Annotated in this window: 24 protein-coding genes; 14 read left to right on the top strand and 10 right to left on the bottom strand. The window is 72.0% G+C overall.

Annotation, left to right across the window (positions count from 1 at the left end):
• Positions 1–144 precede the first annotated feature (144 nt).
• The 5 genes from gndA to zapE all read left to right on the top strand — a co-directional run bounded on the left by gndA (position 145) and on the right by zapE (position 5,299).
• Positions 145–1,581 carry an NADP-dependent phosphogluconate dehydrogenase gene (gene gndA / locus EW117_RS06725; RefSeq protein WP_129785006.1) on the top strand — a complete coding sequence of 479 codons (1,437 nt, stop codon included), beginning with the start codon at positions 145–147 and terminating at the stop codon, positions 1,579–1,581.
• Positions 1,578–2,882 (top strand): carboxylate--amine ligase, encoded by a 1,305-nt coding sequence (locus EW117_RS06720; protein WP_242504129.1) that lies wholly within the window; start codon positions 1,578–1,580, stop codon positions 2,880–2,882. Before gndA ends, EW117_RS06720 begins: the two co-directional genes overlap by 4 nt.
• Positions 2,883–3,078: 196 nt before the next feature.
• Positions 3,079–3,534 carry a DUF805 domain-containing protein gene (locus tag EW117_RS06715; protein ID WP_129785004.1) on the top strand — a complete coding sequence of 152 codons (456 nt, stop codon included), beginning with the start codon at positions 3,079–3,081 and terminating at the stop codon, positions 3,532–3,534.
• 14 nt (positions 3,535–3,548) lie between these two features.
• Positions 3,549–4,196 carry an SDR family oxidoreductase gene (locus EW117_RS06710; protein ID WP_129785002.1) on the top strand — a complete coding sequence of 216 codons (648 nt, stop codon included), beginning with the start codon at positions 3,549–3,551 and terminating at the stop codon, positions 4,194–4,196.
• Between the two features lie 53 nt (positions 4,197–4,249).
• The gene (gene zapE / locus EW117_RS06705; protein WP_129785000.1) at positions 4,250–5,299 is read left to right on the top strand and encodes a cell division protein ZapE; all 1,050 of its coding nucleotides are present in this window, start codon (positions 4,250–4,252) and stop codon (positions 5,297–5,299) included.
• Positions 5,300–5,375: 76 nt separating this feature from the next.
• On the opposite strand, the gene EW117_RS06700 is transcribed toward zapE, so the two are convergent.
• The 3 genes from EW117_RS06700 to glgX form a co-directional block, all read right to left on the bottom strand.
• On the bottom strand, positions 5,376–6,236 hold the full coding sequence (locus EW117_RS06700; protein ID WP_129784998.1) for a PPK2 family polyphosphate kinase: 861 nt from the start codon (positions 6,234–6,236) through the stop codon (positions 5,376–5,378).
• A gap of 49 nt (positions 6,237–6,285) precedes the next feature.
• Positions 6,286–8,046 carry an alpha-amylase family protein gene (locus EW117_RS06695; protein ID WP_129784996.1) on the bottom strand — a complete coding sequence of 587 codons (1,761 nt, stop codon included), beginning with the start codon at positions 8,044–8,046 and terminating at the stop codon, positions 6,286–6,288.
• Between the two features lie 70 nt (positions 8,047–8,116).
• Entirely contained in the window at positions 8,117–10,267 is a 2,151-nt protein-coding gene (glgX, locus tag EW117_RS06690; RefSeq protein ID WP_129784995.1) for a glycogen debranching protein GlgX, read from the bottom strand.
• Between the two features lie 105 nt (positions 10,268–10,372).
• Between glgX and EW117_RS06685 the strand changes: the two genes are divergently transcribed.
• Positions 10,373–10,669 carry a hypothetical protein gene (locus tag EW117_RS06685; protein ID WP_129784993.1) on the top strand — a complete coding sequence of 99 codons (297 nt, stop codon included), beginning with the start codon at positions 10,373–10,375 and terminating at the stop codon, positions 10,667–10,669.
• Positions 10,670–10,693: 24 nt separating this feature from the next.
• On the opposite strand, the gene EW117_RS06680 is transcribed toward EW117_RS06685, so the two are convergent.
• From EW117_RS06680 to EW117_RS06665, 4 genes are all read right to left on the bottom strand, one after another.
• Complete coding sequence (locus EW117_RS06680; RefSeq protein ID WP_422890370.1) at positions 10,694–10,969, bottom strand: hypothetical protein; 276 nt, start codon at positions 10,967–10,969, stop codon at positions 10,694–10,696.
• Positions 10,970–10,985: 16 nt separating this feature from the next.
• Complete coding sequence (locus EW117_RS06675) at positions 10,986–12,155, bottom strand: cystathionine gamma-synthase (protein WP_129784991.1); 1,170 nt, start codon at positions 12,153–12,155, stop codon at positions 10,986–10,988.
• Positions 12,156–12,195: 40 nt separating this feature from the next.
• Complete coding sequence (locus EW117_RS06670) at positions 12,196–13,563, bottom strand: cystathionine beta-synthase (protein WP_129784989.1); 1,368 nt, start codon at positions 13,561–13,563, stop codon at positions 12,196–12,198.
• Positions 13,564–13,692: 129 nt separating this feature from the next.
• A complete protein-coding gene (locus EW117_RS06665; protein ID WP_129784987.1) occupies positions 13,693–14,016 on the bottom strand; it encodes a DUF2277 domain-containing protein in 324 nt (107 codons plus the stop codon).
• Positions 14,017–14,061: 45 nt separating this feature from the next.
• Here EW117_RS06665 and EW117_RS06660 point away from each other — a divergent pair, with 45 nt between their 5' ends.
• Entirely contained in the window at positions 14,062–14,412 is a 351-nt protein-coding gene (locus EW117_RS06660) for a GNAT family N-acetyltransferase (protein ID WP_340641076.1), read from the top strand.
• A 23-nt stretch (positions 14,413–14,435) separates the two neighbouring features.
• On the opposite strand, the gene EW117_RS06655 is transcribed toward EW117_RS06660, so the two are convergent.
• Both EW117_RS06655 and EW117_RS06650 read right to left on the bottom strand, forming a co-directional pair.
• On the bottom strand, positions 14,436–14,906 hold the full coding sequence (locus EW117_RS06655; RefSeq protein ID WP_129784985.1) for a VOC family protein: 471 nt from the start codon (positions 14,904–14,906) through the stop codon (positions 14,436–14,438).
• Between the two features lie 49 nt (positions 14,907–14,955).
• Positions 14,956–15,345, bottom strand: a complete 390-nt coding sequence (locus tag EW117_RS06650) for a helix-turn-helix domain-containing protein (protein ID WP_129785383.1) — start codon at positions 15,343–15,345, stop codon at positions 14,956–14,958.
• 115 nt (positions 15,346–15,460) lie between these two features.
• Between EW117_RS06650 and EW117_RS06645 the strand changes: the two genes are divergently transcribed.
• From EW117_RS06645 to EW117_RS06630, 4 genes are all read left to right on the top strand, one after another.
• Positions 15,461–16,150 (top strand): FadR/GntR family transcriptional regulator, encoded by a 690-nt coding sequence (locus EW117_RS06645; RefSeq protein ID WP_129784983.1) that lies wholly within the window; start codon positions 15,461–15,463, stop codon positions 16,148–16,150.
• Positions 16,147–16,914, top strand: coding sequence for a creatininase family protein (locus tag EW117_RS06640; RefSeq protein ID WP_129784982.1), 768 nt, complete (start codon positions 16,147–16,149; stop codon positions 16,912–16,914). The genes EW117_RS06645 and EW117_RS06640 overlap by 4 nt, the downstream gene beginning before the upstream one ends.
• A gap of 99 nt (positions 16,915–17,013) precedes the next feature.
• Entirely contained in the window at positions 17,014–18,090 is a 1,077-nt protein-coding gene (locus EW117_RS06635; protein ID WP_242504128.1) for a CE1 family esterase, read from the top strand.
• Positions 18,087–19,649, top strand: coding sequence for an AbgT family transporter (locus EW117_RS06630; protein ID WP_129784980.1), 1,563 nt, complete (start codon positions 18,087–18,089; stop codon positions 19,647–19,649). The genes EW117_RS06635 and EW117_RS06630 overlap by 4 nt, the downstream gene beginning before the upstream one ends.
• 76 nt (positions 19,650–19,725) lie before the next feature.
• Here the strand turns inward: EW117_RS06630 and EW117_RS06625 are convergent, their stop codons facing one another.
• Entirely contained in the window at positions 19,726–20,937 is a 1,212-nt protein-coding gene (locus tag EW117_RS06625) for a sialidase family protein (protein WP_129784978.1), read from the bottom strand.
• Positions 20,938–21,084: 147 nt separating this feature from the next.
• On the opposite strand from EW117_RS06625, the gene EW117_RS06620 reads away from it, so the two are divergent.
• From EW117_RS06620 to EW117_RS06610, 3 genes are all read left to right on the top strand, one after another.
• Positions 21,085–22,044 carry a GlxA family transcriptional regulator gene (locus EW117_RS06620; protein WP_129784976.1) on the top strand — a complete coding sequence of 320 codons (960 nt, stop codon included), beginning with the start codon at positions 21,085–21,087 and terminating at the stop codon, positions 22,042–22,044.
• 114 nt (positions 22,045–22,158) lie between these two features.
• Positions 22,159–23,157: a type I glyceraldehyde-3-phosphate dehydrogenase gene (gene gap / locus EW117_RS06615; RefSeq protein WP_129784974.1), complete on the top strand. Its 999-nt coding sequence runs from the start codon at positions 22,159–22,161 to the stop codon at positions 23,155–23,157.
• Positions 23,158–23,170: 13 nt separating this feature from the next.
• Complete coding sequence (locus EW117_RS06610) at positions 23,171–24,034, top strand: DUF6597 domain-containing transcriptional factor (protein ID WP_129784972.1); 864 nt, start codon at positions 23,171–23,173, stop codon at positions 24,032–24,034.
• Positions 24,035–24,148 lie beyond the last annotated feature (114 nt).

Below are 24,148 nucleotides of genomic sequence, written 5' to 3'. Positions count from 1 at the left end.
GCCGAGGCCGCCAGGTGGAGGCGCGCGGCTGTCGCCGGATCGTGACCTGCGTCGCCTTGTGTTCTCGGGCGCGACTAGGCTGGCCGCGGGTCACGGCATGCTGCGCGTGTGCCGGCCCGTTCCGACTTCAGAAGGAGCAAGAACGTGTCAGGCACAGCACAGATCGGCGTCACCGGGCTGGCGGTGATGGGTCGCAACCTCGCGCGGAACTTCGCACGCCACGGCTACACGGTGGCGGTCCACAACCGCTCCTACGCCAAGACCGAGTCGCTGGTCGCGGAGCACGGCAGCGACGGCGAGTTCATCCCGAGCGAGTCGATGGCGGACTTCGTCGCGTCGCTGGAGCGGCCCCGCAAGGTGGTCGTCATGGTCAAGGCCGGCGGTCCCACCGACGCCGTCATCGACGAGCTGGTGCCCCTCCTGGAGGAGGGCGACATCGTGGTCGACGCCGGGAACGCGCACTTCCCGGACACGATCCGGCGCGAGGCCGCCCTCAAGGAGCACGGCCTGCACTTCGTGGGCACCGGTGTGTCCGGCGGCGAGGAGGGTGCGCTGAACGGCCCGTCCATCATGCCGGGCGGCACGCCCGAGTCGTACGAGTCGCTCGGCCCCATCCTGGAGGACATCTCCGCGAAGGTGGACGGCGTGCCCTGCTGCACCTACGTGGGCTCCGACGGCGCCGGGCACTTCGTCAAGATGGTGCACAACGGCATCGAGTACGCCGACATGCAGCTCATCGCCGAGGCGTACGACCTGCTGCGCCAGGGCCTGGGCGCCTCGGCCGCGGAGATCGGCGAGATCTTCGAGCAGTGGAACACGGGCGACCTGGAGTCGTTCCTCATCGAGATCACCGCCGACGTCCTGCAGCACGTGGACGCCGAGACCGGCCAGGCGTTCGTCGACATCGTCCTGGACCAGGCCGAGCAGAAGGGCACCGGCCGCTGGACGGTGCAGAACGGCCTGGACCTCGGCGTGCCCATCACCGGTATCGCGGAGGCGACGTTCGCCCGGGCGCTGTCCGGTTCCGTGCCGCAGCGGGCGGCGGGGCGCGCGGTGCTGCCCGCGCACGCGCAGGAGTGGGAGGTCAAGGACCGCGACGCGTTCATCGAGGACGTCCGCCAGGCGTTGTACGCCTCCAAGGTCGTGGCCTACTCGCAGGGCTTCGACCAGATCGCGGCGGCCGCCACGGAGTACGGCTGGGACATCGACCGCGGCGCCATGGCCCGCATCTGGCGCGGCGGCTGCATCATCCGTGCCCGGTTCCTGAACCGGATAACCGAGGCGTACGAGCGCGACCAGGACCTGCCCCTGCTGCTCGCCGACCAGTACTTCACCGACGCCGTCGCGAGCGGCCTGCCCGCGTGGCGCCGCATCGTGGCCGGGGCGGCCCAGAACGGCGTGCCGACGCCGGCGTTCTCCTCCTCGCTCGCGTACTACGACGGCGTCCGCGCCGAGCGGCTGCCGGCCGCCCTGGTGCAGGCGCAGCGCGACTTCTTCGGGGCGCACACCTACAAGCGTGTCGACCGCGAGGGCACGTTCCACACCGAGTGGTCCGGCGACCGCACGGAGGCCGAGGCGTGAGAGGTAACCCCGCGGACAAGGGGCTCGTAGGCGGCGGCGGGGAGAACCCCGCGCCGGAGATGCTGGTGGTGGGCGTCGGCGGCGACGTCGGGATGTACGCCCTGGTGCGCGCGTTCCACGAGCAGTACCGCACCCACGCCATCGTGCTGTCGAAGGTCGCCACCCGCGCCATGCAGGACTCGGCGATCGCCGAGAACGTGGTGGTGCCCGGCCTGGACGAGGTGGACGTGTTCCTCTCCACCCTCGAGGGCATCGCGCAGCAGCACCGGGACAAGGTCCTGATCCTGCTGACGAACGCGGACTGGCACGTGCGCACCGTCATCCTGCACCGGGATCGGCTGGCGGCGGCCGGGTACGTGCTGCCCTACCCGTCGCTCCCGGTCCTGGAGCAGGTGAGCAGCAAGGAGGGCTTCGCCGAGGTCTGCGACCAGCTCGGCATCCCGACGCCGCGCACGGTCGCCGTCGACGTCGCCAAGCTGGTGGCCGACGGCGGACGTGCCGCGGTGCCCGCCCTCGAGGTGGACCTGCAGTACCCCGTGGTGGGCAAGCCGTCCAACAGCGCCGAGTGGTACTACGTGGACTTCCCCGGCAAGGCGAAGATCCACCACATCGACTCCCGCGAGGAGCTCGACGTGATCCTGGGCCACCTCGCCGACGCGAAGTTCCCGGGCACGTTCCTCGTGCAGGAGTTCATCCCGGGCGACGAGACGCAGATGCGGTCCCTGACCGCCTACCGCGACACGTCGGGCGAGGTGACGCTCCTGGCCACCGGTCGCGTGCTGCTGGAGGAGCACACGCCGGGCACGCTCGGCATCCCGGCCGCGATCCTGGTGGAGGCGTACGACGACGCCATGGACGCGGCCACCCGGTTCCTCGACAAGACCGGCTACGTGGGGTTCGCCAACTTCGACTACAAGCTGGACCCGCGAACGGGGCAGCACGTGTACTTCGAGGTGAACCCCCGGATCGGGCGGAACAACTACTACGTCACGGCGGGCGGGGCCAACGTGGCCCGAGTGCTCGTCGAGGACTGGGTGCTGCACCGGCCGATCCGCCCGGTGCGGGCCGTGCGCGACGTCCTGTACACGGTGGTGCCCTACGGGCTGCTGTCGAAGTACGTCCTGGACCCGGAGCTGAAGAACCGGCTCAAGGCCCTGCGGGCGAGCGGCGACGTGGTCAACCCGCTGAAGTACGACGGCGACTCCGGCCTCAAGCGCCGGCTCATCGTCGAGGCGATCACGCAGAACTACCGCCGCAAGTACGCGCAGTACTACCCGGAGCCGACGTCGACGGGCTACTGATCCGCCGCGACCGCGCCACCTTGTCAGACGCTCAGGTCACCCTGGTGACCTGAGCGTCTGACCTTTCTGCCGGCCTTTCTCGCCCATGGGTACTTCTGCCCACGTCCAGGCCTTGCGTGATGTGTGCTTGATCGGGACACTATGTGCGCACTTGCTGGATATTTCCAGCACAAACCGTGAGAGAGGCTTTTTCCTGATGTCGTTCATCGACTCCATCCGGACCGTTCTTTCGAAGTACGCGACCTTCAGCGGGCGCGCGCGTCGTTCCGAGTTCTGGTGGTACTACCTGGCCGTGACGGTCGTGGAGAGCGTGCTCTACTTCGCCCTCGTCGTCCCGGGTCTCACTGCCTACACGACGGCCCTGACCGAGGCCGCCATGGCCGGCGACACGGTGACGCCGACCATGCCCGGCTCCCTGACGACCGGCTACCTCGTCGTGTCGCTCGTCGGGCTCGCGCTGCTCCTGCCGACGCTGGCCGTCATCGTGCGCCGCCTGCACGACACCGACAAGTCCGGCGCCCTGGCGTTCCTGCTGCTGATCCCGGTCGTCAACTTCATCCTGATCATCGTGTGGGGCGCGACCGCCGGCACCCCGGGCCCGAACCAGTTCGGCCCGGACCCCAAGGCCGTCGAGCAGCCGGCCGCTGCCTGACCTAGCCTGAGCTGGTGAACAGCCCCCGCCCCGTCCTCGTCGTCGGGGCGAGCGGATTCGTCGGCAGCCGGGTCGCACGCGGCCTGGCTGCCGACGGGCGCCCCGTGCTCGCCGCGGCACGCCACCAGCTGCCGGACCGGGTCACCGTCCAGGCGGGCGTGATCGCCGTCCGCAGCCCGGAGCTGAGCGCCCTGCCCGACGTCGTCCGCGCCGCCTGCGCCGGGGCCGGCTCGCCGCTGCCCGGGGCGGTCGTCGCCTCGATCGGCGGCTGGCAGAAGGGCGCGGCGCTCCTCGACATGGACCCGTCCCGGTGGTCCGCGACGCTCGCCTCGCACCTCACCGCGCACCTCGACGCCGCCCGCGCGCTCGCGCCGCTGCTGGCGCCCGGCGACCCGTACGTGGTGCTCAACGGCGCGGCGTCCCGCGAGGCCATGGCGGGCTCCGGCGCGATCAGCGTCACGGGGGCCGGGCTGGCGATGCTGGTCCAGGTGCTGCACCTGGAATCGACGGGCCCCAGGTTTCACGAGCTCGTCATCGACCATGCCGTCGCGGGCGACGACCGCAACCAGGACCCGGCCCAGACCAGGACCCCCGCCCAGGTCGTGCGCGCCCTCGGCGAGCTCCTGGACGACCCCGGCGCACCCGCCGTCCGGCACGTGTGACGTTGCTCTCGTGGCGCGCCCGGTGAGCTGACGCGCCGGTAATCTTCTGCTTCGTGACAGCCCCCGCGACCATCAACAGCCAGACCGTAGCGACCGCCCTGTGCGCCGTCCGACCACAGGTCCCTGTCGACCGGCTCGTCACCGATCTCGTGCCGCCGCGCCACTTCGAGAACGCCAGGTTCGCGACGTACCGCGCCAATCCCGCACACCCGAGCCAGGGCCGCGCGCTCGCCCGCCTCCAGGAGGTCGCCCGGGAGATCACCGCCCCCAGGCGCGGCCTCTTCGCCCGGCGCAAGGCCGCCCCGGCGGTCTACCTCGACGGCGGCTTCGGCGTCGGCAAGACCCACCTGCTCACCTCGCTCGCCCACGCCGTCGGCGAGGTGCTCGGCCCGGAAGCCGCCGCCTACGGCACCTTCGTCGAGTACACGAACCTCGTCGGGGCGCTCGGGTTCCTCCCGACCGTCGAGGCGCTCGCCGCCAAGAAGCTGGTCTGCATCGACGAGTTCGAGCTCGATGACGCCGGCGACACGACCCTCATGTCCCGCCTCATGCGCGAGCTCGCGGACCGGGACGTGGCGCTCGCCGCGACGTCGAACACGCTGCCCGGCGCGCTCGGGGAGGGCCGCTTCGCCGCCCAGGACTTCCAGCGCGAGATCAAGGCCCTGTCCGACCGCTTCGAGACCCTCCGGGTCGACGGCGAGGACTACCGCCACCGCGACGTCGTCACCGACTCCGCCCCGCTGACCGAGGCCGAGGTCACCGCGGTGGCCGCGGGCCGCCCGGGCGCCACCCTCGACGCGTTCGACGACCTGCTCGCGCACCTCGCTACCGTGCACCCCAGCCGCTACGGCGCGCTGCTCGACGGCGTGTCAGCCGTCGCGCTGACGGGTGTGCACCCCGTGACGGCCCAGGAGGTGGCGCTGCGCCTGGTGGTGCTCGTGGACCGCCTCTACGACCGGGACGTGCCCGTGCTGCTCGGCGGCTCGGGGGACACCCGCGGCCTGTTCACGGAGGAGATGCTCGCCGGCGGCTACCGCAAGAAGTACTACCGCGCCCTGTCCCGCCTGGGCGCCCTGGCAGAAGAGGGCCGCAAGCTCACCTGATCCCTTGTTGTGGGCGGGATCGTTGCGCCTATGACGGGCGTGTAGTCGCAACGGTCACGCCCACAACGAAGGCTCGTCAGCTGGCCGCCAGGCGGGCTTTCTCCGCCTCGATGTCGAACGTGGCGGGTGGCCAGCCCAGGTCCAGTGAGCGCAGGGCGCCGGTGAGCAGCTCCGTGGCGGCCAGGCGCGCGTACCACTTCCGGTTCGCCGGCACGACGTACCAGGGCGCCACCTCGGTGGAGGTGCGGTCCAGCATCTCCTGGTATGCCGCCAGGTACTCCGGGAGCCTCGTGCGCGCGTCGATGTCGCTCGGGTCGTACTTCCAGTACTTGTCCGGCCGGTCGAGCCGCTCGGCCAGCCGCTCCTTCTGCTCGTCGGCTGACACGAAGAGCGCCACCTTCACGATCAGGATGCCCGACGCCGCTACCTCCGCCTCGAACTCGTTCAGCTCGTCGTAGTGCTGCCGCCAGGTGTCCTCGGGCTCCAGCCCCTCCACCCGGACCACCAGGACCTGCTCGTGGTGCGAACGGTCGAACACGCCCAGGTAGCCGGGACGGGGGAGTGCGTTGCGCACCCGCCACAGGTACCCGTGCTCCCGCTCCTCGGGCGTGGGGACGCCGAACCCCCGGTGCATCACGCCCTGGGGGTCCACCAGACCCACGACGTGCCGCACGATCCCGCCCTTGCCCGCGGTGTCCATGCCCTGCAGCACGAGCAGCACGGACCGGTCGCCACCCGTGCGGCCGTGCGCGAAGAGGCGCTCCTGCAGGTCGGCGAGCTCGGGGGCGCGCTCCGCCATCAGCCGCTCGCCGTCGCCCTTCTTGCCGGCCCAGCCGGGCGTCGCGGCGTGGTCCAGGGCGGCCAGGTCGGTGCCGCGCTCCCAGCGCAGGGCCTCGTCCGCCGGCGTCTCCCACAGCGTGTCCGGTTTCTTCGCCATCGGTGCCCCTCCTCCGCACGACCAGCCGGTGCCGGTCCAGGGTCCCAGGTCAGCCGTCCGCGCGCAGGACGGCGGTCATCCGGGGCGGCACCGTCAGGGTGTCGCCCACCAGGCGCGTCGCGCCGGGCTCCCAGGCCGCCGCGAGCTTGTACGCCCCGGGCAGCGGTGCCCTGACCGCGCCCTCAGCGGGCCGCAGCAGGGTCCCCAGGCGCAGCGCGGCCAGGCCGTGGCCCGTGTTGAGGATGAACGCGAGGCTGCCGCGCAGCACCGCGATGACCGAGCGGTCGCCGGTGGACCGCACCTCCAGCGGGAGGTCCAGCTCGTCCGCGATGCTGTGCCGGATGGTGATCAGCTCACGCGCCCAGCGCACCAGCCGCTGCTCGTTCTGGTTGCGGGGGACGACCGGCGCGTGCACGGTGTCCAGCACCAGCGGGTTGCCCGCGAGGATGACGGTGGCGAGCACGCTGGCCCGGATGTCGACGTCGTCCACGCCCAGCAGCGCCGTGGCAGGGCTCTCCTCGCCCGCCCACGGCACCGTGAGCTGGGCGGCGGGCAGCCGGGTGATGTCCTCGACCACGCTCGCGCCGGCCCGGACCCGGTTGCGCCGCCCGCCGTTCTGGCGGGTGGCCCGGCGCACCGACGGGTGCACCAGGTCGGCGAGCATCTGCAGCGCCTGGATGTCTTCCGAACGGCCCGGGCCGGAGAGGATGCGCAGCAGGATCGTGGTCAGCCGGTCGCTCCGGCCGGGGCCGTCCACGAGCAGGCTGAACCGGCGGTCGAGCTGTTCGCCCATCCCGACGACGTAGTCCGCCAGCTCGCCGAGGAACGGGTTGGGCGAGCGGTCCACGAGCGCGTCGACGTCGAGCACCAGGCCGTCCACGTGGTACTCGCGCAGCCAGTGCCGGGCGTCGTCGACGAGGAAGTCGCGCGGGCCGCGGCTGCCGCTGCCGTCGAGGTTGATGCGGTCGCCTACGAAGTCCGTGCGGACCGTCGGTGCGGACGGGACCTTGCCGGCCCGCGTCCCGATGGACGGCACCTGTCCCGTGCGGAGCTGGATGGGGCCGGTGCGCGGCCGGTCCAGCGGCACCTGGCCGGTGCGGGGGCGCATCGCCTGCAGGGCGTGCTCGCCCGCGTCGCCGACGTCGGGCCGCGGGGGCCGCGGCCGCCCGCCTCCGCCCATGAGATACGGGCCGTAGGCCTCCAGGCCGAGCTCATCGGCCACGGCCCAGCGGTAGGGGATGTCCAGCACGACGGCGAGGCCGAGGCCGTGCGCGGCGTCGACGAAACGCTGCAGCGCTCGCGGGCCGCCGTACGGCTCGTGCACGGAGTACAGGCGCACGCCGCGCGAGGGGCCGAGCGCCGGGTCGAACGCGGCGACGGGCGCGAGCTCGATGCCCTGCACGCCGAGCTCGCCGATGGTCGGCAGCAATGCCGCGGCGGCGTCCAGCGTGCCCTCGGGGGTGAACGTCTCGATGTCGACGTGCATGAGGACGCCCGTGGAGAGGTCGGGCGGGGACCACTTGCCGTCGGTCCACTCGAAGGCCGGGTCGAAGACCCGGGTGGGGCCGTGGATGCCCTGTGGCAGCCAGACGCTGCGCGGGTCGGGCAGCAGGGGCCCGCCGTCCACCGAGTAGCCGTAGTCGGTGCCGTGCCCGAGCACGCTGTCGGCGCCCCAGTACCCCGGCTCGCCGGCGCCCACGAGGCGCAGCGGCATGTGCTCGGGCTCCTCGTACGGGTCGTAGGGCACGAGTACCTCGATGATCCGGGCGCGCGGCGCCCACACCACCGGTCTGGGCCCGGGAACAGGCATGTCAGGCCCAGGTCGGGGCGGTGGCGTGGTTCCCCCGGTGCCACTCCTTCGTCCGGTCACGGCGGACAGCCTAGCCCGGTGTCCCGGATGGGCGAGTCAGTACGACCACGCTGTGTCCTGTGACGGACAGGCTGGTGCCGGCGTCGAGCACGGTGCCCGGCTCGGCGCTGCCGTTGGTGTCCAGGACCACCGTCCAGGCCTTTCCGTAGGTGCTGGGCGGCACGGTGAAGTCCAGGGTCCCGGAATGGGCGTTGAGCAGCAGCAGGAACGAGTCGTCGACCACTGCCTCGCCGCGTCCGCCGGTCTCGGTGATCGCGTCGCCGTTGAGGAAGACGGTGACGGTCCTGGCGTACGACTGGTGCCAGTCCGTGTCGTCCATGCGCGCGCCGGTCAGGTCCAGCCACTCGATGTCCGCCAGGCCCTCGGCGGCCCCTGGGCCGACCTTCCCGTCGAAGAACCGGCGGCGGTGCAGGATCGGATGGTCGCGGCGCAGCCGGACCGCGTGCCGGGCGAACTCGAGCAGCGCGGCGCGCTCGTCGTCGAGCCCCTCGGGGCCGCCCCAGTCCACCCAGGAGAGCTCGTTGTCCTGGCAGTAGGCGTTGTTGTTACCCTGCTGCGTGCGCCCGATCTCGTCGCCGTGCGCGATCATCGGCACGCCCTGGCTCAGCATGAGCGTGACCAGGAGGTTGCGGCGCTGCCGGGCGCGCAGCTCGCGGATCTCCGGGTCGTCGGTCGGGCCCTCCACGCCGCAGTTCCAGGACCGGTTGTGGTTCTCGCCGTCCTTGTTGTCCTCGCGGTTGGCGTCGTTGTGCTTCTCGTTGAACGACGTGAGGTCGGCGAGCGTGAAGCCGTCGTGGGCGGTGACGAAGTTGATGGACGCGCTGGGCATCCGGCCGCTGTGCTCGTACAGGTCGCTGGAGCCGGTCAGGCGGGAGGCGAACTCGGGCAGCGTGGCCGGCTCCCCGCGCCAGAAGTCGCGCACCGTGTCCCGGTAGCGGCCGTTCCACTCGGTCCACAGAGGCGGGAAGCCGCCCACCTGGTAGCCGCCGTCACCCAGGTCCCACGGCTCGGCGATCAGCTTGACCTGGGAGATCACCGGATCCTGGTGCACGATGTCGAAGAACGCGCTCAGCCGGTCGACCTCGTGGAACTGGCGGGCCAGGGTGGCCGCGAGGTCGAAGCGGAACCCGTCGACGTGCATCTCCTCGACCCAGTACCGCAGCGAGTCCATGATGAGCTGCAGGACGGCGGGGGAGCGCATGAGCAGCGAGTTCCCGGTGCCGGTCGTGTCGAAGTAGTGGGCCTCGTCGCCGTCGACCAGCCGGTAGTAGGCGGCGTTGTCGACGCCGCGGAAGCCCAGGGTGGGGCCCAGGTGGTTGCCCTCGGCGGTGTGGTTGTAGACGACGTCGAGCAGCACCTCGATGCCCGCCTTGTGCAGCGCCTTGACCATGGCTTTGAACTCCATGACCTGCTCGCCGCGCCGGCCATAGCCCGCGTACCCGTTGTGCGGGGCGAAGAACCCGATGGTGTTGTAGCCCCAGTAGTTGGTCAGGTCCTTGGCCGCCAGCGACGGGTCCGTCACGAACTGGTGCACCGGCATCAGCTCGATCGCCGTGACGCCCAGCTTGGTCAGGTGCTCGATCACCGCCGGGTGGGCCAGCCCCGCGTAGGTGCCGCGCAGCTCCTCGGGGACGTCCGGGTGGCGCATCGTGAGGCCCTTGACGTGGGCCTCGTAGATCACCGTCTCGTGGTACGGCGTGTCCGGCGGGCGGTCGTGGCCCCAGTCGAAGAACGGGTTCACGACCACCGAGACCATGGTGTGGCCGAGGGAGTCGGAGGGCTCCGGCGTCGTACCCGTCGTGGCCTGCTGCACGTCCGAGAACGAGTACGAGAACAGGGACGGGTCCCCGTCGAGGTCGCCGTCCACGGCCTTGGCGTACGGGTCGAGCAGGAGCTTGGCCGGGTTGCACCGGTGGCCCGACGCCGGGTCGTACGGCCCGTGGACGCGGTACCCGTACCGCGTCCCGGGGCCCACACCGGGCAGGTAGATGTGCCACACGTGCGCGTCGGTCTCGGTGACGTCGATGCGCGTCTCGGTGTCGTCGTCGGCCAGCAGGCACAGCTCGACCTGCTGCGCCACCGACGAGTAGAGGGCGAAATTCGTGCCCGTACCGTCGAACGTCGCGCCGAGGGGGTACGGGCGCCCTGGCCAGGTCTGCATCGGACGATCATCACACCCCGGCGGGGTACGTGGGGGGAGATCTGCGTGCTGGGCGTGCCGTCGCCGTGGAGGCTTCGGGGTAATTCGAAATATTGTGCCAAGCGGATGCGCAAGACCCTCGGGTCCTGCGAGAATGAGATCATGATCACGGGGGAACCCCAGCCCGCCACCGCAACTGACACAGCCGACGACGACGATCCAGTTCCGACCGATCTGATCGACGAGTCGAACGCTTCCTACGCACGCATCGCGCCGCCGGCCGTCCGCCGCGCCGCAACCCGCCGTGGCCTCCTCGGCGGCGGAGACGCATCCAAGGCACCGCGCAACCTCGCCGGCTGCGAGCTCGACCCGATCTCCGGAGCCTCCAGCGGAGTCTCCTGGGACGACCCCGAAGAACTCTGACCGCGGTCCCGCTGACGGGGACCGTCAGCGGGGCAACCGCCCCAGGCCCACCGGGATGAGGCGCGGCATGCCCGCGGGCGCCACCGTGCTCAGCGCCAGGTAGCGCGCCTCGGCCCGGTGCAGCCGGATGTGCTCGTCCAGCGACCACTGCGGCCCGTTCGTCAGCGTCATGCCGCACGAGCAGTCGATCTCCTCGCGGGCGCCCGGTAGGTGACGCACCTGGCCCACGGTGACGTGGGAGGCGCGGGCGTCGGCCTTGGCCCGATGCATGGCGGCACTGACGGGAGCACGTTCGGTCACGCCCGCCAGACTAAACTCAACGGAGGGTGTGGGCGAGGGCTTGGTCGACGTCCTCGGTCAGGTCCGCGATGTCTTCCAGGCCCACCGACAGGCGCACGATCGACGGCGGAACCTCGGCCTCCGTGCCACGCACCGAGGCGTGCGTCATCTCGCTCGGGTAGTTGACCAGCGACTCGACGCCGCCGAGCGACTCGGCGAGCAGGAAGACCCGGGTCGACTCCGCGAACGTGCGCGCTGCGCGCTCCCCGCCGGCGAGGTCGAGCGAGATCATGCCGCCGAAGCGCGACATCTGGTGCGCGGCGACCTTGTGGCCCGGGTGGTCGGGCAGTCCCGGGTAGAGCACGCGGGCCACAGCCGGGTGGTCGGCGAGGCGCTCCGCAAGGGTCTGGGCGCTCTCCGAGTGGCGCTGCATCCGCACGGCGAGGGTCTTGATGCCGCGGGTCGTGAGAAACGCGTCGAACGGGCTGGAGACGGCGCCCGCGGCGAACTGCACGTAGCGCACCTGCTCCGCGAGCTCGTCGCCCCCGTTCGCCACGACGACGGCGCCGCCGACGACGTCGGAGTGCCCGCCGAGGTACTTCGTCGTGGAGTGCACCACCACGTCGGCGCCGAGGTCGAGCGGGCGCTGCAGGGCCGGCGAGGCGAACGTGTTGTCCACGACCAGGAGCAGGCCGTGCTCGCGGGCCAGGCCGGCGAGCGCGGGGATGTCGCTGATCTTCATCAGCGGGTTCGACGGCGTCTCGACCCACAGCATCTTCGACCCGGGCCGGATCGCGGCGCGCACGGAGTCGAGGTCGGACGTGTCGACGGTCGTGTGCTCGACGCCGGCCCGCCCGTGGATCGTGCGGACGAGCCGGTGCGTGCCGCCGTAGACGTCGTTCGGCACGAGCACGTGGTCCCCGGGCGCGAGCACGGCCCGCAGGAGGGCGTCCTCGGCGGCGAGGCCCGAGGCGAACGAGACGCCGTGCGCGCCGCCCTCGATCGCCGCGAGCTGCTCCTCCAGCGCGGTGCGGGTCGGGTTGCCGCCGCGCGAGTACTCGTAGCCGCCGCGTAGCCCCCCGATGCCGTCCTGGGCGTAGGTGGACGTGACGTGGATCGCCGGGATCGCGTCGCCGGTCGTCGGGTCGGGGTGCTGACCCGCGTGGATCGCGAGGGTGTCGAAGCGGCTGGGCCGGTCGTCGTTCATGGTGGTCTCTCCGAGTGGTTCGGTGCGGTGGGGCGGTGGGTCAGACCGCGAGGTAGTCGAGCAGGTCGGCGCGGGACACGACACCGAGTGCCTTGCCGCCGTCGGTCACGAGCAGGGCGGTGTCGGAGGCGAGCGCCGCGCGCAGGGTCCCGACGGGCTCGTTGACGCCGACCAGCGGCAGCGGCTTGCCGATGAGCCCGCCGATCTCGTCGGAGAGGTGCACCGTGCCCGCGAACACGCCGTCCAGCAGCTCGTCCTCGTGCACGGCGCCGGTGATCTCGCCGAGCACCACCGGGGGTTCCGTGGTGAGCACGAGCAGCTGCGAGACGCCGGAGCGGGTCATCCGGTCGATCGCGTCGCGCACCGTGTCGGTGGGGTGCACGTAGACCAGGGGCGGGGTGCGGTCGGCCTTGGCGGCCAGGACGTCGGCGACGGTGTGGTCCTCGATGGCGGGCGCGAACCCGTAGGACCGCATCCAGGTGTCGTTGAAGATCTTGCCGAGGTAGCCGCGGCCGCCGTCGGGCAGCAGGACGACGAAGACGTCGTCCGGGCCGGCCGAACGCGCGGCCCGCAGGGCGGCGACGACAGCCATGCCGCTCGACCCGCCCACGAGGATGCCCTCCTCGCGGGCGAGGCGCCGGGTCATCGCGAAAGACTCGGCGTCGCTCACGGCGATGACCTCGTGCGGGACGGCGGGATCGTAGGCGCCGGGCCAGAAGTCCTCCCCGACGCCCTCGACGAGGTACGGACGGCCGGTGCCGCCGGAGTAGACCGAGCCCTCGGGGTCGGCGCCGATGATGCGCACCCGGTCGCCGGAGACCTCGCGCAGGTAGCGGCCGGCGCCCGTGATGGTGCCGCCGGTGCCGACACCCGCCACGAAGTGGGTCACCCGGCCCTCGGTGTCCCGCCAGATCTCGGGGCCGGTGGTCTCGTAGTGGGAGCGCGGGCCGTTGGGGTTCGAGTACTGGTCGGGCTTGAACGCGCCGGAGATCTCGCGCACCAGCCGGTCGCTCACCGAGTAGTAGGACTCCGGGCTGTCAGGCGCGACCGCCGTCGGGGTGACGACCACCTCGGCGCCGTACGCGGTGAGCACGTTCCGCTTGTCCTCGCCGACCTTGTCGGGCAGGACGAACACGCACCGGTAGCCGCGCTGCTGGGCGACCAGGGCGAGGCCCACCCCGGTGTTGCCCGACGTCGGCTCGACGATCGTGCCGCCGGGCCGGAGCTTGCCCTCGCGCTCGGCGGCCTCGATGATGCGGGCCGCGATGCGGTCCTTCGAGGACCCGCCGGGGTTGAGGTACTCGAGCTTGACGAGCACGGTCGCGCGGGTGACGCCGTCGGTCACCCGGTGGAGCCGGACGAGCGGCGTGTTGCCGACGAGGTCTACGACAGAATCGACGTACTGCACCTGTTGCTCTTCCTGTTGCTGGGCGCGCGCCGGTGCGCGCGTACGACTGACTGGCCTGCGACGAGGGTTGTCAGCGACAGCAACAGGAGAGCGGTGCGAGCACACCGCAACTGTATGGCCGCGGCCCGCTCAGTGCGAGTGCGCGATGCCCAGCTCGTGCATGCGCTCATGCTCCTCGCGCTCCTTGATGCGCTGCGCGATGCGCGCCTGGACCTCCGCGCGGCGCAGCGGCGGCACGGTCTTCGGCGGCTGACGGCGTTCCGGCAGGTCGTCGAGCAGGCGCGTCACGATGTCCGCGATCTCCTGGGTGGCCTGCTCGACCGGGTCGCGCGTGGCGTCGCTGACCTTCGTCACGCCCGTCACCTTGCGCACGAACTGCAGCGCTGCGGCGGTGATCTCCTCGTCGGTGGCGGGCGGTTCGAGCCCGCGTAGCGTCGTGATGTTTCGGCACATGCTCCGACCGTACGCCGGGCGGGTGCCGGACGGGAGGCGGCGGCGCTGAGCTGTGCTCGATCGGATTCAGCTCCCAACCGGCCAGGCCCCGGCAGCCACATCGCTTCGGGCAGCATCATGGTCGACCATGCGGTCCGCGGCACCGGCGCCGGCCGGGCGCTCGTCGAGGACATGATCGACTGGGCGGGCCGGCAGGGATACGCCGCCATCCAGTTCAACGCGGTGGTCGACACCAATGCGGGCGCCGTCCACCTCTACGAGAGCCTCGGGTTCGTGACGCTCGGCGTGGCACCCGGCGCGTTCCGGCACCCCCAGCTCGGGGACGTCGGGCTGCGGATCATGTGGCGCGAGCTGCGCCGGGTGGAGACGGGGCCGGACCCTGAGCCTCGGGCCTGAGTCTCAGGCCCGAGACCCGAGCCTCAGCCCTCCTGCTGCGCGCCGGTCCAGCGCGCGATGTCGTCGTCGGTCACCTCCACCGGACCGGTGGCCGGCTGGGTGATCCGGATGTGGTTGCCGAACGGGTCGCGCAGGGCGCAGTCGATCCCGTACGGCTGCTCGGTCGGCTCCTCGGTGAACTCGACACCCTTGGCGCTGAGCTCGGTATAGGTGCGACGGCAGTCGTCGGTCGTGAGGATGCACGCGACCCCGAGCGCGCCCTTGGTCACCAGGTCCCTGACCTGGGCCGCGACCTCCTCGCTCAGCGACGGCGGCCCCGGCACCTCGAGGAGCAGATGGCGTTCGGGGTCGGCGGGCAGGGAGACGGTCAGCCAGCGCATGAAGCCCATGTCGACGTCGTTGCTGACGGTGAATCCGAGCTTGCCGACGTAGAAGTCGAGGGCTTCGTCCTGGTCGAGGACGTACACGGCGGTGATGGAGATGTTCTTGAACATGCCGATCACGCTACGGCCGCACCACTGCGGTGCGCTTCTCCGAAACTGCTCAGCTCGCCGGCCGCATCCAGCTCTTCGTGAAGCAGACGGGTGCCGCGACCGGTCGCGTCCGGCGCCGGTACTCGCTCGGCGAGACGCCGACGACGTCACGGAAGGTGCGGCTGAACGTCCCGAGGCTGCTGAACCCGACGATCAGCGCCGCGTCGGTCACGGGCGTCGCCGTGTCGCGCAGCAGCGCCATCGCGCGCTCGATCCGGCGGCGCTGCAGGTAACGGTGCGGTGTCTCCCCGAAGGTCGCCTTGAAGCTGCGGCTGAAGTGCGACGGCGAGACATGAGCGATGCGGGCCAGCGTCGGCACGTCGAGCGGCTTGCCGTAGTCGCGGTCGATGGCGTCCCTGGCCCGCAGCAGCCGGCGGTTGTCCTGCTCGCGCGGGGACATCGGCTGGCCGGAGGTCACGCGATCAGCCTATCCGGCCCGAACGCTGCGCCAGCCGCCAGCCGCTAGCGGGCGGCGGGGTTGACCTCCGGGTGATCAAGTGATTTAGTCACTTGCCATGACTCAAGGTAGAGCCTCGTTCTCGGAGCAGCTCGCTGACGACATCGTGCAGCTCATCCGTTCCGAGAGCCTCGGACCGGGCGACGTGCTCGAGTCCTCCCGCGACCTGGCCAAGCGCTTCGCCGTGACCACTCCGACCGTCCGGGAAGCCCTGCGGCGGCTGGAGGCCACCGGCGTGGTCGAGCTGCGGCACGGCTCCGGCACGTACATCGGCCCCGGCCTCGAACGGTCGGTGCTGGCCAACCCGCACCGGCCGCACATCACACGCGACTCGGTGATCAAGCTCGTCCAGGCCCGCCTGGTCATCGAGCCAGGTATCGCCGCGCTGGCCGCGAGCGCCCGCGACGCCGCGGGGCTGCAGCGCCTGGAGGCCGCGACGGCGACGGCGCTGCAGCCGCCGGTGCACGGGTTCCGGCCGGCGCTGAACTTTCACGTGGAGCTGGCCGCGGCGTCGGGCAACAACCTGCTGCGGGAGACGGTGGAGGCGCTGCTGCACGTGCGGGCCACCGAGCAGACGGAGATCCGGTTCCGGTACGACGACCGCGGGCGCGACCATGCCGAGCACGTGGAGATCCTGGAGGCGGTGCGGGCCGGCGACGGCGCGGCGGCGGAGCGGCTGACCCGGGCGCACCTGACGACCATCCGGGAGTCGCTGGAGGCGGCGGACTTCGGGCAGGAGGCGCCATGAGCGCGCCGGACCGCCTCGCGGAGATGACCACCGTCGAGGCCGCGGACGCGGCGGCCCGGGGCACGATCGTGCTGATCCCGGCCGGTGCGCTGGAGCAGCACGGCCCGGGCATGGCTCTGGGGACCGACCTGGTGCGGGCCGAGGCGGTGGTGGCGCAGGTCGCCTCCAACCTCTCGGGCCGGGTCGTGGTCGGTCCGCCGATCCCGGTCGGGGTGTCGCCGCACCACATGGCGTTCCCCGGCACGGTGACGCTCACGACGGGTACGTTCGCCGCCGTCGTGCGCGAGTACGTGACGAGCCTGCACGTCCACGGCTGGACGCGGTTCCTGGTCGTGACGGGGCACGGCGGCAACAACGCGACGCTGACGACGGTGGCGCAGGACCTGCTCGTCTCGCACCCCGCGATCCAGCTCGCCTGGTCGCCCCTGACCTCGCTCGCGGGTGACGCCGTCCGGGCGCTGGAACCGAGCGCCGTGCACGGGCACTCCGGCGAGGCCGAGACCGCGCAGATGCTGCACCTCGCACCGCACCTGGTGCACACCGACCGTCTCGAGCCGGGTACCACCACCCCGGACCAGCTCGACGGCGTCTCCCGGACGGCGCGCCACCACGCGCAGCCCGCCCTGACCCTCCCGTACGACCGGCTCAGCCCCAACGGCGTGCTCGGCGACCCGCGCCGCGCCACCGCCGAGGACGGCGCCGCGATCGTGAAGGCCATGGTCGGGCGAATCACGACCTTCCTCGAGGAGTGGCTCGCCGCCTAGGCGACCCCCACCACGACCGAACCCCTCCACGCACCTGGCCCGCCAGGTGTCCATCCCGTCATGCCCGCTGCCGCGGGCCGGCACCGAGAAAGGACTCGCATGTCAACGACGACAGCATCACCTCCTGACCACCCGCCCACCCGGGGCGCCCGACGGCGGACCCGCCGTCCCGTCGCCCTGCTCGTGGCGACCGCGCTCGCGGCCGCCACCCTGGCCGGCCCCGTCGGCGTGCCCGCCGCGGCCCTGGCCGCCTCCGGGGCCACGGGGGCGCCGTCGGGCAGCCCGACGGGGTCGGACGGGTGCGGGACCGACCCGGGCCAGGAGCCCGGCAGCAGCGTGCTGCGAACGCTCAACAGCGGCGGACGGGAGCGGACGGCGCAGCTGCACCTGCCCGACGGATACCGCAGCGACCGCGCCTGGCCCGTCGTGCTGGTGTTCCACGGCCGGGGCAACACCGGCGCGGGCACCGAGGCGTTCTCGGGGCTGGATGCCCTGCCCGCGATCGTCGCGTACGGCAACGGCGTGGTCGGCACCGGCGACGGCGACCGGCAGGCCTGGGAGGGCGCGCCCTACTCGGCCTCGGGGGTGGACGACGTCGCCTACACGAACGACCTGCTCGACACGCTCGAGTCGGACCTGTGCGTGGACACGCGCCGCGTGTACGCGACCGGCAAGTCCAACGGCGCCGGCCTCACCGGCATCCTGGCGTGCGAGCTGTCGGACCGCATCACCGCGGTCGCCCCGGTCGCCGCCGCGTTCTACGGGACGGGCCACCCGACCTGCGACCCGGAGCGCCCGGTACCGATGATCGAGTTCCACGGCACCGCGGACGCCACCATCCCGTACGACGGCGATGCCGACCGCGGCCTCCCGGCGATCCGCGACTGGGTGGGCGCCTGGGTCGAGCGGAACGGCTGCGCCACCGGGCCTGACATCGAGCCCACGGCCGACGACGTCATCACCTACCGCTGGACCGACTGTGCCGCGGGCGCCGAGGTCACGCACGTGGCCGTGCTCGGCGGCGGCCACACCTGGCCGGGGGAGGACAGCTACTCCGGCGGCGGGTACGCCACGCACAGCATCGAGGCCCACGAGGTGATGTGGGACTTCCTGCGCGACGAGCGCCTGCCCGCACACCTCGCACGACAGCTCGCACGACAGGGAGCGACGTCATGACCACCACGTCCAGGCCCGGCACCCCCAGCACTCCCGGTACCGAGCCCGACCGCCTGCCCCGCGTCCTGCGCGCTCTCGCCGTCGTCGAGCGGCTCGGCAACGCGCTGCCCCACCCGTTCTGGCTGTTCTGGATCCTCGCGGGCATCCTCGGTGTGGCCAGCGCCGTCCTCGCGGCCGCGGGCGTCTCCGTGGTCTCCCCGGCCGACGGCGAGGAGGTGGTGGTCCAGAACCTGCTCAGCGGGGAGGGCCTGGCCATGGCCGTGTCCACGGCCATCGACAACTTCGCCACGTTCGGCCCGATGGGCACCATCGTCGCGGTGATCATGGGCGTCGCCATCGCGGAGCGAACCGGCTTCCTGTCGGCGGCCATGAAGGTCTCCGTGTCCCGCGTGCCCGTGTCGTGGGTGGTGTTCGCCGTCGCGTTCGCGGGCACCGTCTCGCACGTCGCGAGCGCCGCCGCGTACATCATCCTGGTGCCGCTGGGCGGGCTCGCGTTCCGCGCGGTGGGCAAGTCGCCGATCCTCGGCGTCGTCGTCGCCTACACGTCGATCGCATCCGGCTACGACGCGAGCCCGGTGCCGACGCCGAACGACGCGATCTTCGCGGGCATCACCACGGAGGCGGCGCGGATCATCGACCCGTCCGCGTACGTCTCGCCGGTCAGCAACTGGTTCTTCAACATCGCGTCCTCGCTGCTGCTTGCCATCGTGATCACCCTGGTCACGAATCTGGTCCTGGCCAAGCGGCCCGATCTGGACGCCGATCCCGACGCCGACCTGGACGACGTCGAGGGCCTGGAGCTCTCGCCGCGCGACCGGTCGGCTCTGCGTACCGCGATGCTGTCCGGCCTGGTCGCGGTCGGCGTGATCGCCGCGGCGGTGCTGCCGCCGTCGTCCCCGCTGCGCGGCGAGGGCGGGAGCCTCACCGAGTCGCCGTTCCTGGACGGGATCGCCGCGATCGTGGCGGTGCTGTTCGCGCTGGTCGGCATCGTGTACGGATGGCGGTCCGGGGCGATCACCACGGCCGGCGACGTGCCGAGGCTGATGGCCGAGGGCGTGCGCCAGATGGCGCCGGTGCTGGTGCTGTTCTTCGCGATCGCCCAGTTCCTCGCATACTTCGACTGGACGCACATCGGCGACGTGATCGCCGTGAACTCGGCCGAGGCGCTGGAGTCCACCGGCGTGCCGATCTGGGTCGTCTTCCTGGCGATCCTCGCCCTGCTGTCCCTGGTCAACGTGCTGGTCACCAGCGGTTCGGCGATGTGGGCGCTCGCGGCGCCGATCGTCGTGCCGATGCTCATGCTGCTGGACGTGCCCGCGGAGACCACGCAGGCGCTGTTCCGCATCGCCGACTCGGGATCCACGTCGATCACCCCGATGAGCCCGTACTTCATCATGGCGCTCGGCTTCCTGCAGCGGTACCGCAAGGACGCCGGCATCGGCACCCTCGCGTCGTACACGCTGCCGCTGGCCGTGTGCATGACGCTGGCCTGGACGCTGCTGTTCTTCGCCTGGTGGGCGCTCGGTATCCCGCTGGGGCCGGGTGCGCCGGTGCGCTGAGCCGGCCTGCGTGGCCTGCGGCCCTGACTCGGCGTACCAGGTGCGCCGAGTCAGGGCCGCAGGCCCGTTGTGGTCTCTACGGCAGGGCAGCGACCGCGAAGTAGGTGGTGCAGGCGCCGCCCTCCGACTCGTAGCCGGTGGCCAGCTCCAGCACCTCGTCGCGCTCGGGCATGGGCAGCAGGGTCGAGCTGTAGTTCGGGCAGTAGTTGTTCCACGGCTCGAAGATCCGGACCGGCGCCTCGGCCGTCCGCCAGGGCGACTCCGGCGCCGCGTCATTGGTCATGATCGTCGACCCGTTGCCGGGCAGTACCGCGCCGTCAGCGCCGTACAGCATCTGCCCGACGCCGAGCAGTCTCCCGTCCTCGGTGCCATCGTTGTACCAGCTGATGGTCGGGGCGTGCCGGAAGTGGGCGCCGTCGGAGGTGCGCACGGGGTTGCCGAGGCCGGTGACGGGACCCCAGCTGACGCCGTCGGGCGACCGGCGGGTCATGTGCCGGCAGTCCTGGCCCGGACCGCAGATCTCGTAGCTCATCAGGTAGGTGCCGCCAGGTAGCCGGCGGACCACCGGCATCCCGGGGCGCAGTGCGGGGTCGGCCGCCGCGATCACGTTCTCCAGCGGGCCCCACGTGCGCCCGTCGGGCGACGTCGTCTGCACGATCGTCTGGCTGTGGGCCGGCTGCTGGTTCTCGTCGGAGACGTACAGCACCAGGTCACCGTTGGGGGAGACCGCGAACTCCGGCTCCCAGAGTCCCTTGACGCCCGCCGCGGTCGCCGCGGTGGACACGTGCTCCCAGGTGCGGCCCTGGTCGGTGCTCGCGTACACCGGCAGCGTCATCCGGCGAGTGGCCGGGTCCGCCTGCTGGCCCACCGACGCCGACCAGAGCAGCGTGCCCGCGGGCAGGTCACCGACCTGGCGCGGCAGCTCGTACAAGGTGGAGCAGCACAGGCCCTCGGCCGCGCCCGGGTCCGAGACCGTGCCGATCCGGCTGAACGTGCGGCCGTTGTCGGTGCTGGAGAAGATCGCCCCGTGCCCGACGTCGCCCGTGAACGTGACCGTGCTGGCGATGACGGTGCCGTTCGCGTCCCCGGAGTGCTCCAGCCGGATCGCCCGCGGGTAGAGGGCGACGCCCTCCATCAGCCGGGTCCCGTTCTGGGCGCCGCCTGGCGGTGCGGCGTCGGATGTCGTCGTGGCCAAGGCGGTGGAAGTGGCGGCTGCCGGTACGACGGCGGTGGACAGTGCCAGGGCGGCGAGCCCCAGCAGTGTGAACAAGGATCGTGCGACAGACATACGGTGCACCTCTCGGATCGACTCTGATCTCGAACAGCGGCGGTTCAGCCCCCTGCGTTGCGGGGCGACCGCCGCCAAACGTAGTGATCGATCCGGCGTGAGTCAACGTTGCACCAATCGGGCCTCCCGGGGCATACGATCCGTAGCGTGACTGCGACCGGCCGGAAGAAGAACCACCAGATCGCCGTGCTCGTCCTGGAGGGCGCCAAGCCGCTCGACGTCGGCATCCCCGCCCAGGTGTTCTCCAACCGGCCGAGCATGCCCTACGAGGTGCGGGTCTGCGGCGCTGCGCCCGGGCTGGTGACCGGCGGCGACGGCCTCTCGTACCACGTGGCCGAGGGCCTGGACGCGCTCGAACGCGCCGATACGGTGTTCGTCCCCGGCTACCGGACGCCGGCGGCCGCCGATCCGCCGGCCGTGGTCGTCGACGCGCTCAAGGCCGCGCACGCCCGCGGGGCCCGCCTCGCCGCCATCTCGACCGGAGCGTTCGCGCTGGCCGCGACCGGGCTGCTCGACGGCAGGCGCGCGACCACCCACTGGCACTACACGAAGGCGCTCCGCGAGCGCCATCCGCGAGTGCAGGTGGACGAGAACGTGCTGTTCGTGGACGAGGGCGGCGTGCTGACGTCGGCGGGTGCGGCGTCCGGCATCGACCTCTGCCTGCACCTGGTGCGGCGCGACCACGGCGTCGGCCTGTCCAACCATGTGGCCAGGCGGCTGGTGGCTGCGCCGTACCGCAGCGGGGGACAGGCGCAGTACGTGCCGCGGAGCGTGCCCGAACCGCTCGGCGACCTGTTCGCGAGCACGCGGGAGTGGGCCCTGGAGCACCTGGCCGAACCGCTGACCCTGGAGGCGCTCGCCCGCAACGCGCGGGTCTCGGCGCGCACGTTCTCGCGGCGGTTCGTGGAGGACACCGGGTACACGCCGATGCAGTGGGTGCTCCGGGCGCGGGTTGACCTGGCGCGGGAGCTGCTGGAGCGCAGCGACCTGACCGTGGAGCAGATCGCGCACCGGGTGGGGCTGGGCACCGCGGCCAACCTGCGCCTGCACTTCCACCGGATCCTCGGGACGTCGCCGACGGAGTACCGGCACACATTCTCCGCCTGAGCCGGAAGGCTGGCGGGATCCTTGCGAGTGGTGGCGATATGACTGGCGGGATTCTTGCGCACCATGGCGTTCGAGCCGCTTTCGGCCGGTCGCCGGCGCACAGAGCATGGAGGCATGACTCGCATAGCCATCAACGGATTCGGCCGCATCGGCCGCAACTCCCTCCGCGCCCTGCTGGAGCGTGACAGCGACCTCGACGTGGTCGCGATCAACGACCTGACCGCCCCGGACGCGCTCGCCCACCTGCTCAAGTACGACAGCGCGCTCGGCCGCCTCGGCCGGTCCGTCGAGGTCGACGGCGACGAGCTCGTGGTCGACGGCCGCCGCATCAAGGTGCTGGGCGAGCGCGAGCCCGGAAAGCTGCCGTGGGCGGAGCTCGGCGTCGACATCGTGCTCGAGGCGACCGGCCGGTTCACCTCGGCCGACGCCGCCCGCGCGCACCTCGACGCCGGCGCCCGGCGGGTGCTGGTCAGTGCACCCTCGGCCGGCGCCGACGTCACGCTCGCCTACGGCGTGAACACGGACGTCTACGACCCGGCTCAGCACGTGATCGTCTCGAACGCCTCGTGCACGACGAACGCCCTGGCCCCGCTGGCCGCCGTCCTGGACGATCTGGCCGGGATCGAGCACGGCTTCATGACCACCGTGCATGCCTACACCCAGGAGCAGAACCTGCAGGACGGGCCGCATCGCGACTGGCGCCGGGCCCGCGCCGCCGCCGTCAACATCGCGCCCACGACGACGGGCGCGGCCAAGGCGATCGGCCTGGTGCTGCCCAACCTCAACGGCAAGCTGTCGGGCGACTCCATCCGGGTGCCCGTCCCGGTCGGCTCGCTCGTGGAGCTCAACACGACGGTGTCCCGCGAGGTGACCCGCGACGACGTGCTCGCGGCCTACCGGACGGCGGCCGAGGGCAGCCTCGAGGGCATCCTCGACTACTCCGACGAGCCGCTGGTCTCCAGCGACATCACGGGTCAGCCGGCGTCCGCGATCTTCGACGCCGAGCTGGTCCGCGTGGACGGCAAGCACATCAAGGTCGTGGCCTGGTACGACAACGAGTGGGGCTTCTCCAACCGAGTCATCGACACGCTGGAGCTGCTGGCCCGCGCCTGAGCACAATGGGGACGTGCCTCCCTCTGTTCCAGCACCGCACCCGCCGAGGGCGGGGCACGGCTACGTGGAGCGGCGGCCCGTCCCCGCGCTGGCCGGGCTGGTCTCGTCGGCGTGGACCCAGCGGATCGCGTCCGACGCCGCGCCGTACGCGCACCGCAGCATCCCGACCGGCGGTGTGGAGCTGCGGTGCCGGCTGGGTTCGGTGCCGCAGCTCGTCGGCCCGCTGACCAGGGCGCGGATCGAGCCGCTCGCGCCGGGCAGCACCGTCGTGGGGCTCCGCTTCCCCCCTGGTGTCGCCGCAGCGGTGCTCGGGGTCCCGGCCTCGGAGCTCGTCGACCTCGTGGTCGACGCCGACATGCTGTGGGGACCCGAGGCCGCGACCGCCGGCGCGCGGATGGCCGAGGCCGCGTCGCCGGGGCGGGCTGGCGCCATCCTGCGGGGACTCGTCGCCGGCCGGCTCGCCGACGCCGAACGCCCCGACCCGGTCGTCGCGGAGGCGGTGCGGCGGCTGATGCCGTGGTGCGCGGAGGACGTAGCGGGGGTCCGGTCGTCGCTGGCGGTCTCCGAACGCAGCCTCCGCCGGCAGTGCCGAGCCGCGATCGGCGTCGGCCCCAAGGCACTGCAGCGGATCCTGCGGTTTCAGGGCCTTCTCGCCCGGGCGCAGTACGCGGTGTCACGTGGCCGACCAGCCGCGGGCGACGGGCTCGCGCTGCTGGCCGCGGCGTCCGGCTACGCGGACCAGGCCCACCTGACCCGCGAGTGCGTGCGGCTGACCGGCGTCACGCCGCGGGTCTTCCTGCGCGAGACCGAGCAGGCCTGTAGCCACGGTCACGACCACGAGGCCTCGTACGCGCCGCTGCTCCGCCGCCCCGCCTGAGCTCCGCCACAGCCCTTCGCACGCCCACCTGGTGTCTGGATGCTGGCCGTTTTGTTCAAGAACCGGTTCGCGGCCCCGGCCTAGCGTCGGGGGCATGTCCTCGACAGGTTCCAC

This window comes from Promicromonospora panici (assembly GCF_900608595.1).
GTDB classification, from domain to species: domain Bacteria; phylum Actinomycetota; class Actinomycetes; order Actinomycetales; family Cellulomonadaceae; genus Promicromonospora; species Promicromonospora panici.
This window is presented reverse-complemented; position numbering and strand designations above follow the sequence as displayed.

Coding starts and splice junctions, on each gene's coding strand:
- EW117_RS06715 (WP_129785004.1), top strand. CDS start 3,079: ATGTCGTTCATCGACTCCATCCGGACCGTTCTTTCGAAGTACGCGACC.
- EW117_RS06700 (WP_129784998.1), bottom strand. CDS start 6,236: ATGGCGAAGAAACCGGACACGCTGTGGGAGACGCCGGCGGACGAGGCC.
- EW117_RS06695 (WP_129784996.1), bottom strand. CDS start 8,046: ATGCCTGTTCCCGGGCCCAGACCGGTGGTGTGGGCGCCGCGCGCCCGG.
- glgX (WP_129784995.1), bottom strand. CDS start 10,267: ATGCAGACCTGGCCAGGGCGCCCGTACCCCCTCGGCGCGACGTTCGAC.
- EW117_RS06685 (WP_129784993.1), top strand. CDS start 10,373: ATGCGCAAGACCCTCGGGTCCTGCGAGAATGAGATCATGATCACGGGG.
- EW117_RS06675 (WP_129784991.1), bottom strand. CDS start 12,155: ATGAACGACGACCGGCCCAGCCGCTTCGACACCCTCGCGATCCACGCG.
- EW117_RS06665 (WP_129784987.1), bottom strand. CDS start 14,016: ATGTGCCGAAACATCACGACGCTACGCGGGCTCGAACCGCCCGCCACC.
- EW117_RS06655 (WP_129784985.1), bottom strand. CDS start 14,906: ATGTTCAAGAACATCTCCATCACCGCCGTGTACGTCCTCGACCAGGAC.
- EW117_RS06650 (WP_129785383.1), bottom strand. CDS start 15,345: ATGTCCCCGCGCGAGCAGGACAACCGCCGGCTGCTGCGGGCCAGGGAC.
- EW117_RS06645 (WP_129784983.1), top strand. CDS start 15,461: ATGACTCAAGGTAGAGCCTCGTTCTCGGAGCAGCTCGCTGACGACATC.
- EW117_RS06640 (WP_129784982.1), top strand. CDS start 16,147: ATGAGCGCGCCGGACCGCCTCGCGGAGATGACCACCGTCGAGGCCGCG.
- EW117_RS06635 (WP_242504128.1), top strand. CDS start 17,014: ATGTCAACGACGACAGCATCACCTCCTGACCACCCGCCCACCCGGGGC.
- EW117_RS06630 (WP_129784980.1), top strand. CDS start 18,087: ATGACCACCACGTCCAGGCCCGGCACCCCCAGCACTCCCGGTACCGAG.
- EW117_RS06625 (WP_129784978.1), bottom strand. CDS start 20,937: ATGTCTGTCGCACGATCCTTGTTCACACTGCTGGGGCTCGCCGCCCTG.
- gap (WP_129784974.1), top strand. CDS start 22,159: ATGACTCGCATAGCCATCAACGGATTCGGCCGCATCGGCCGCAACTCC.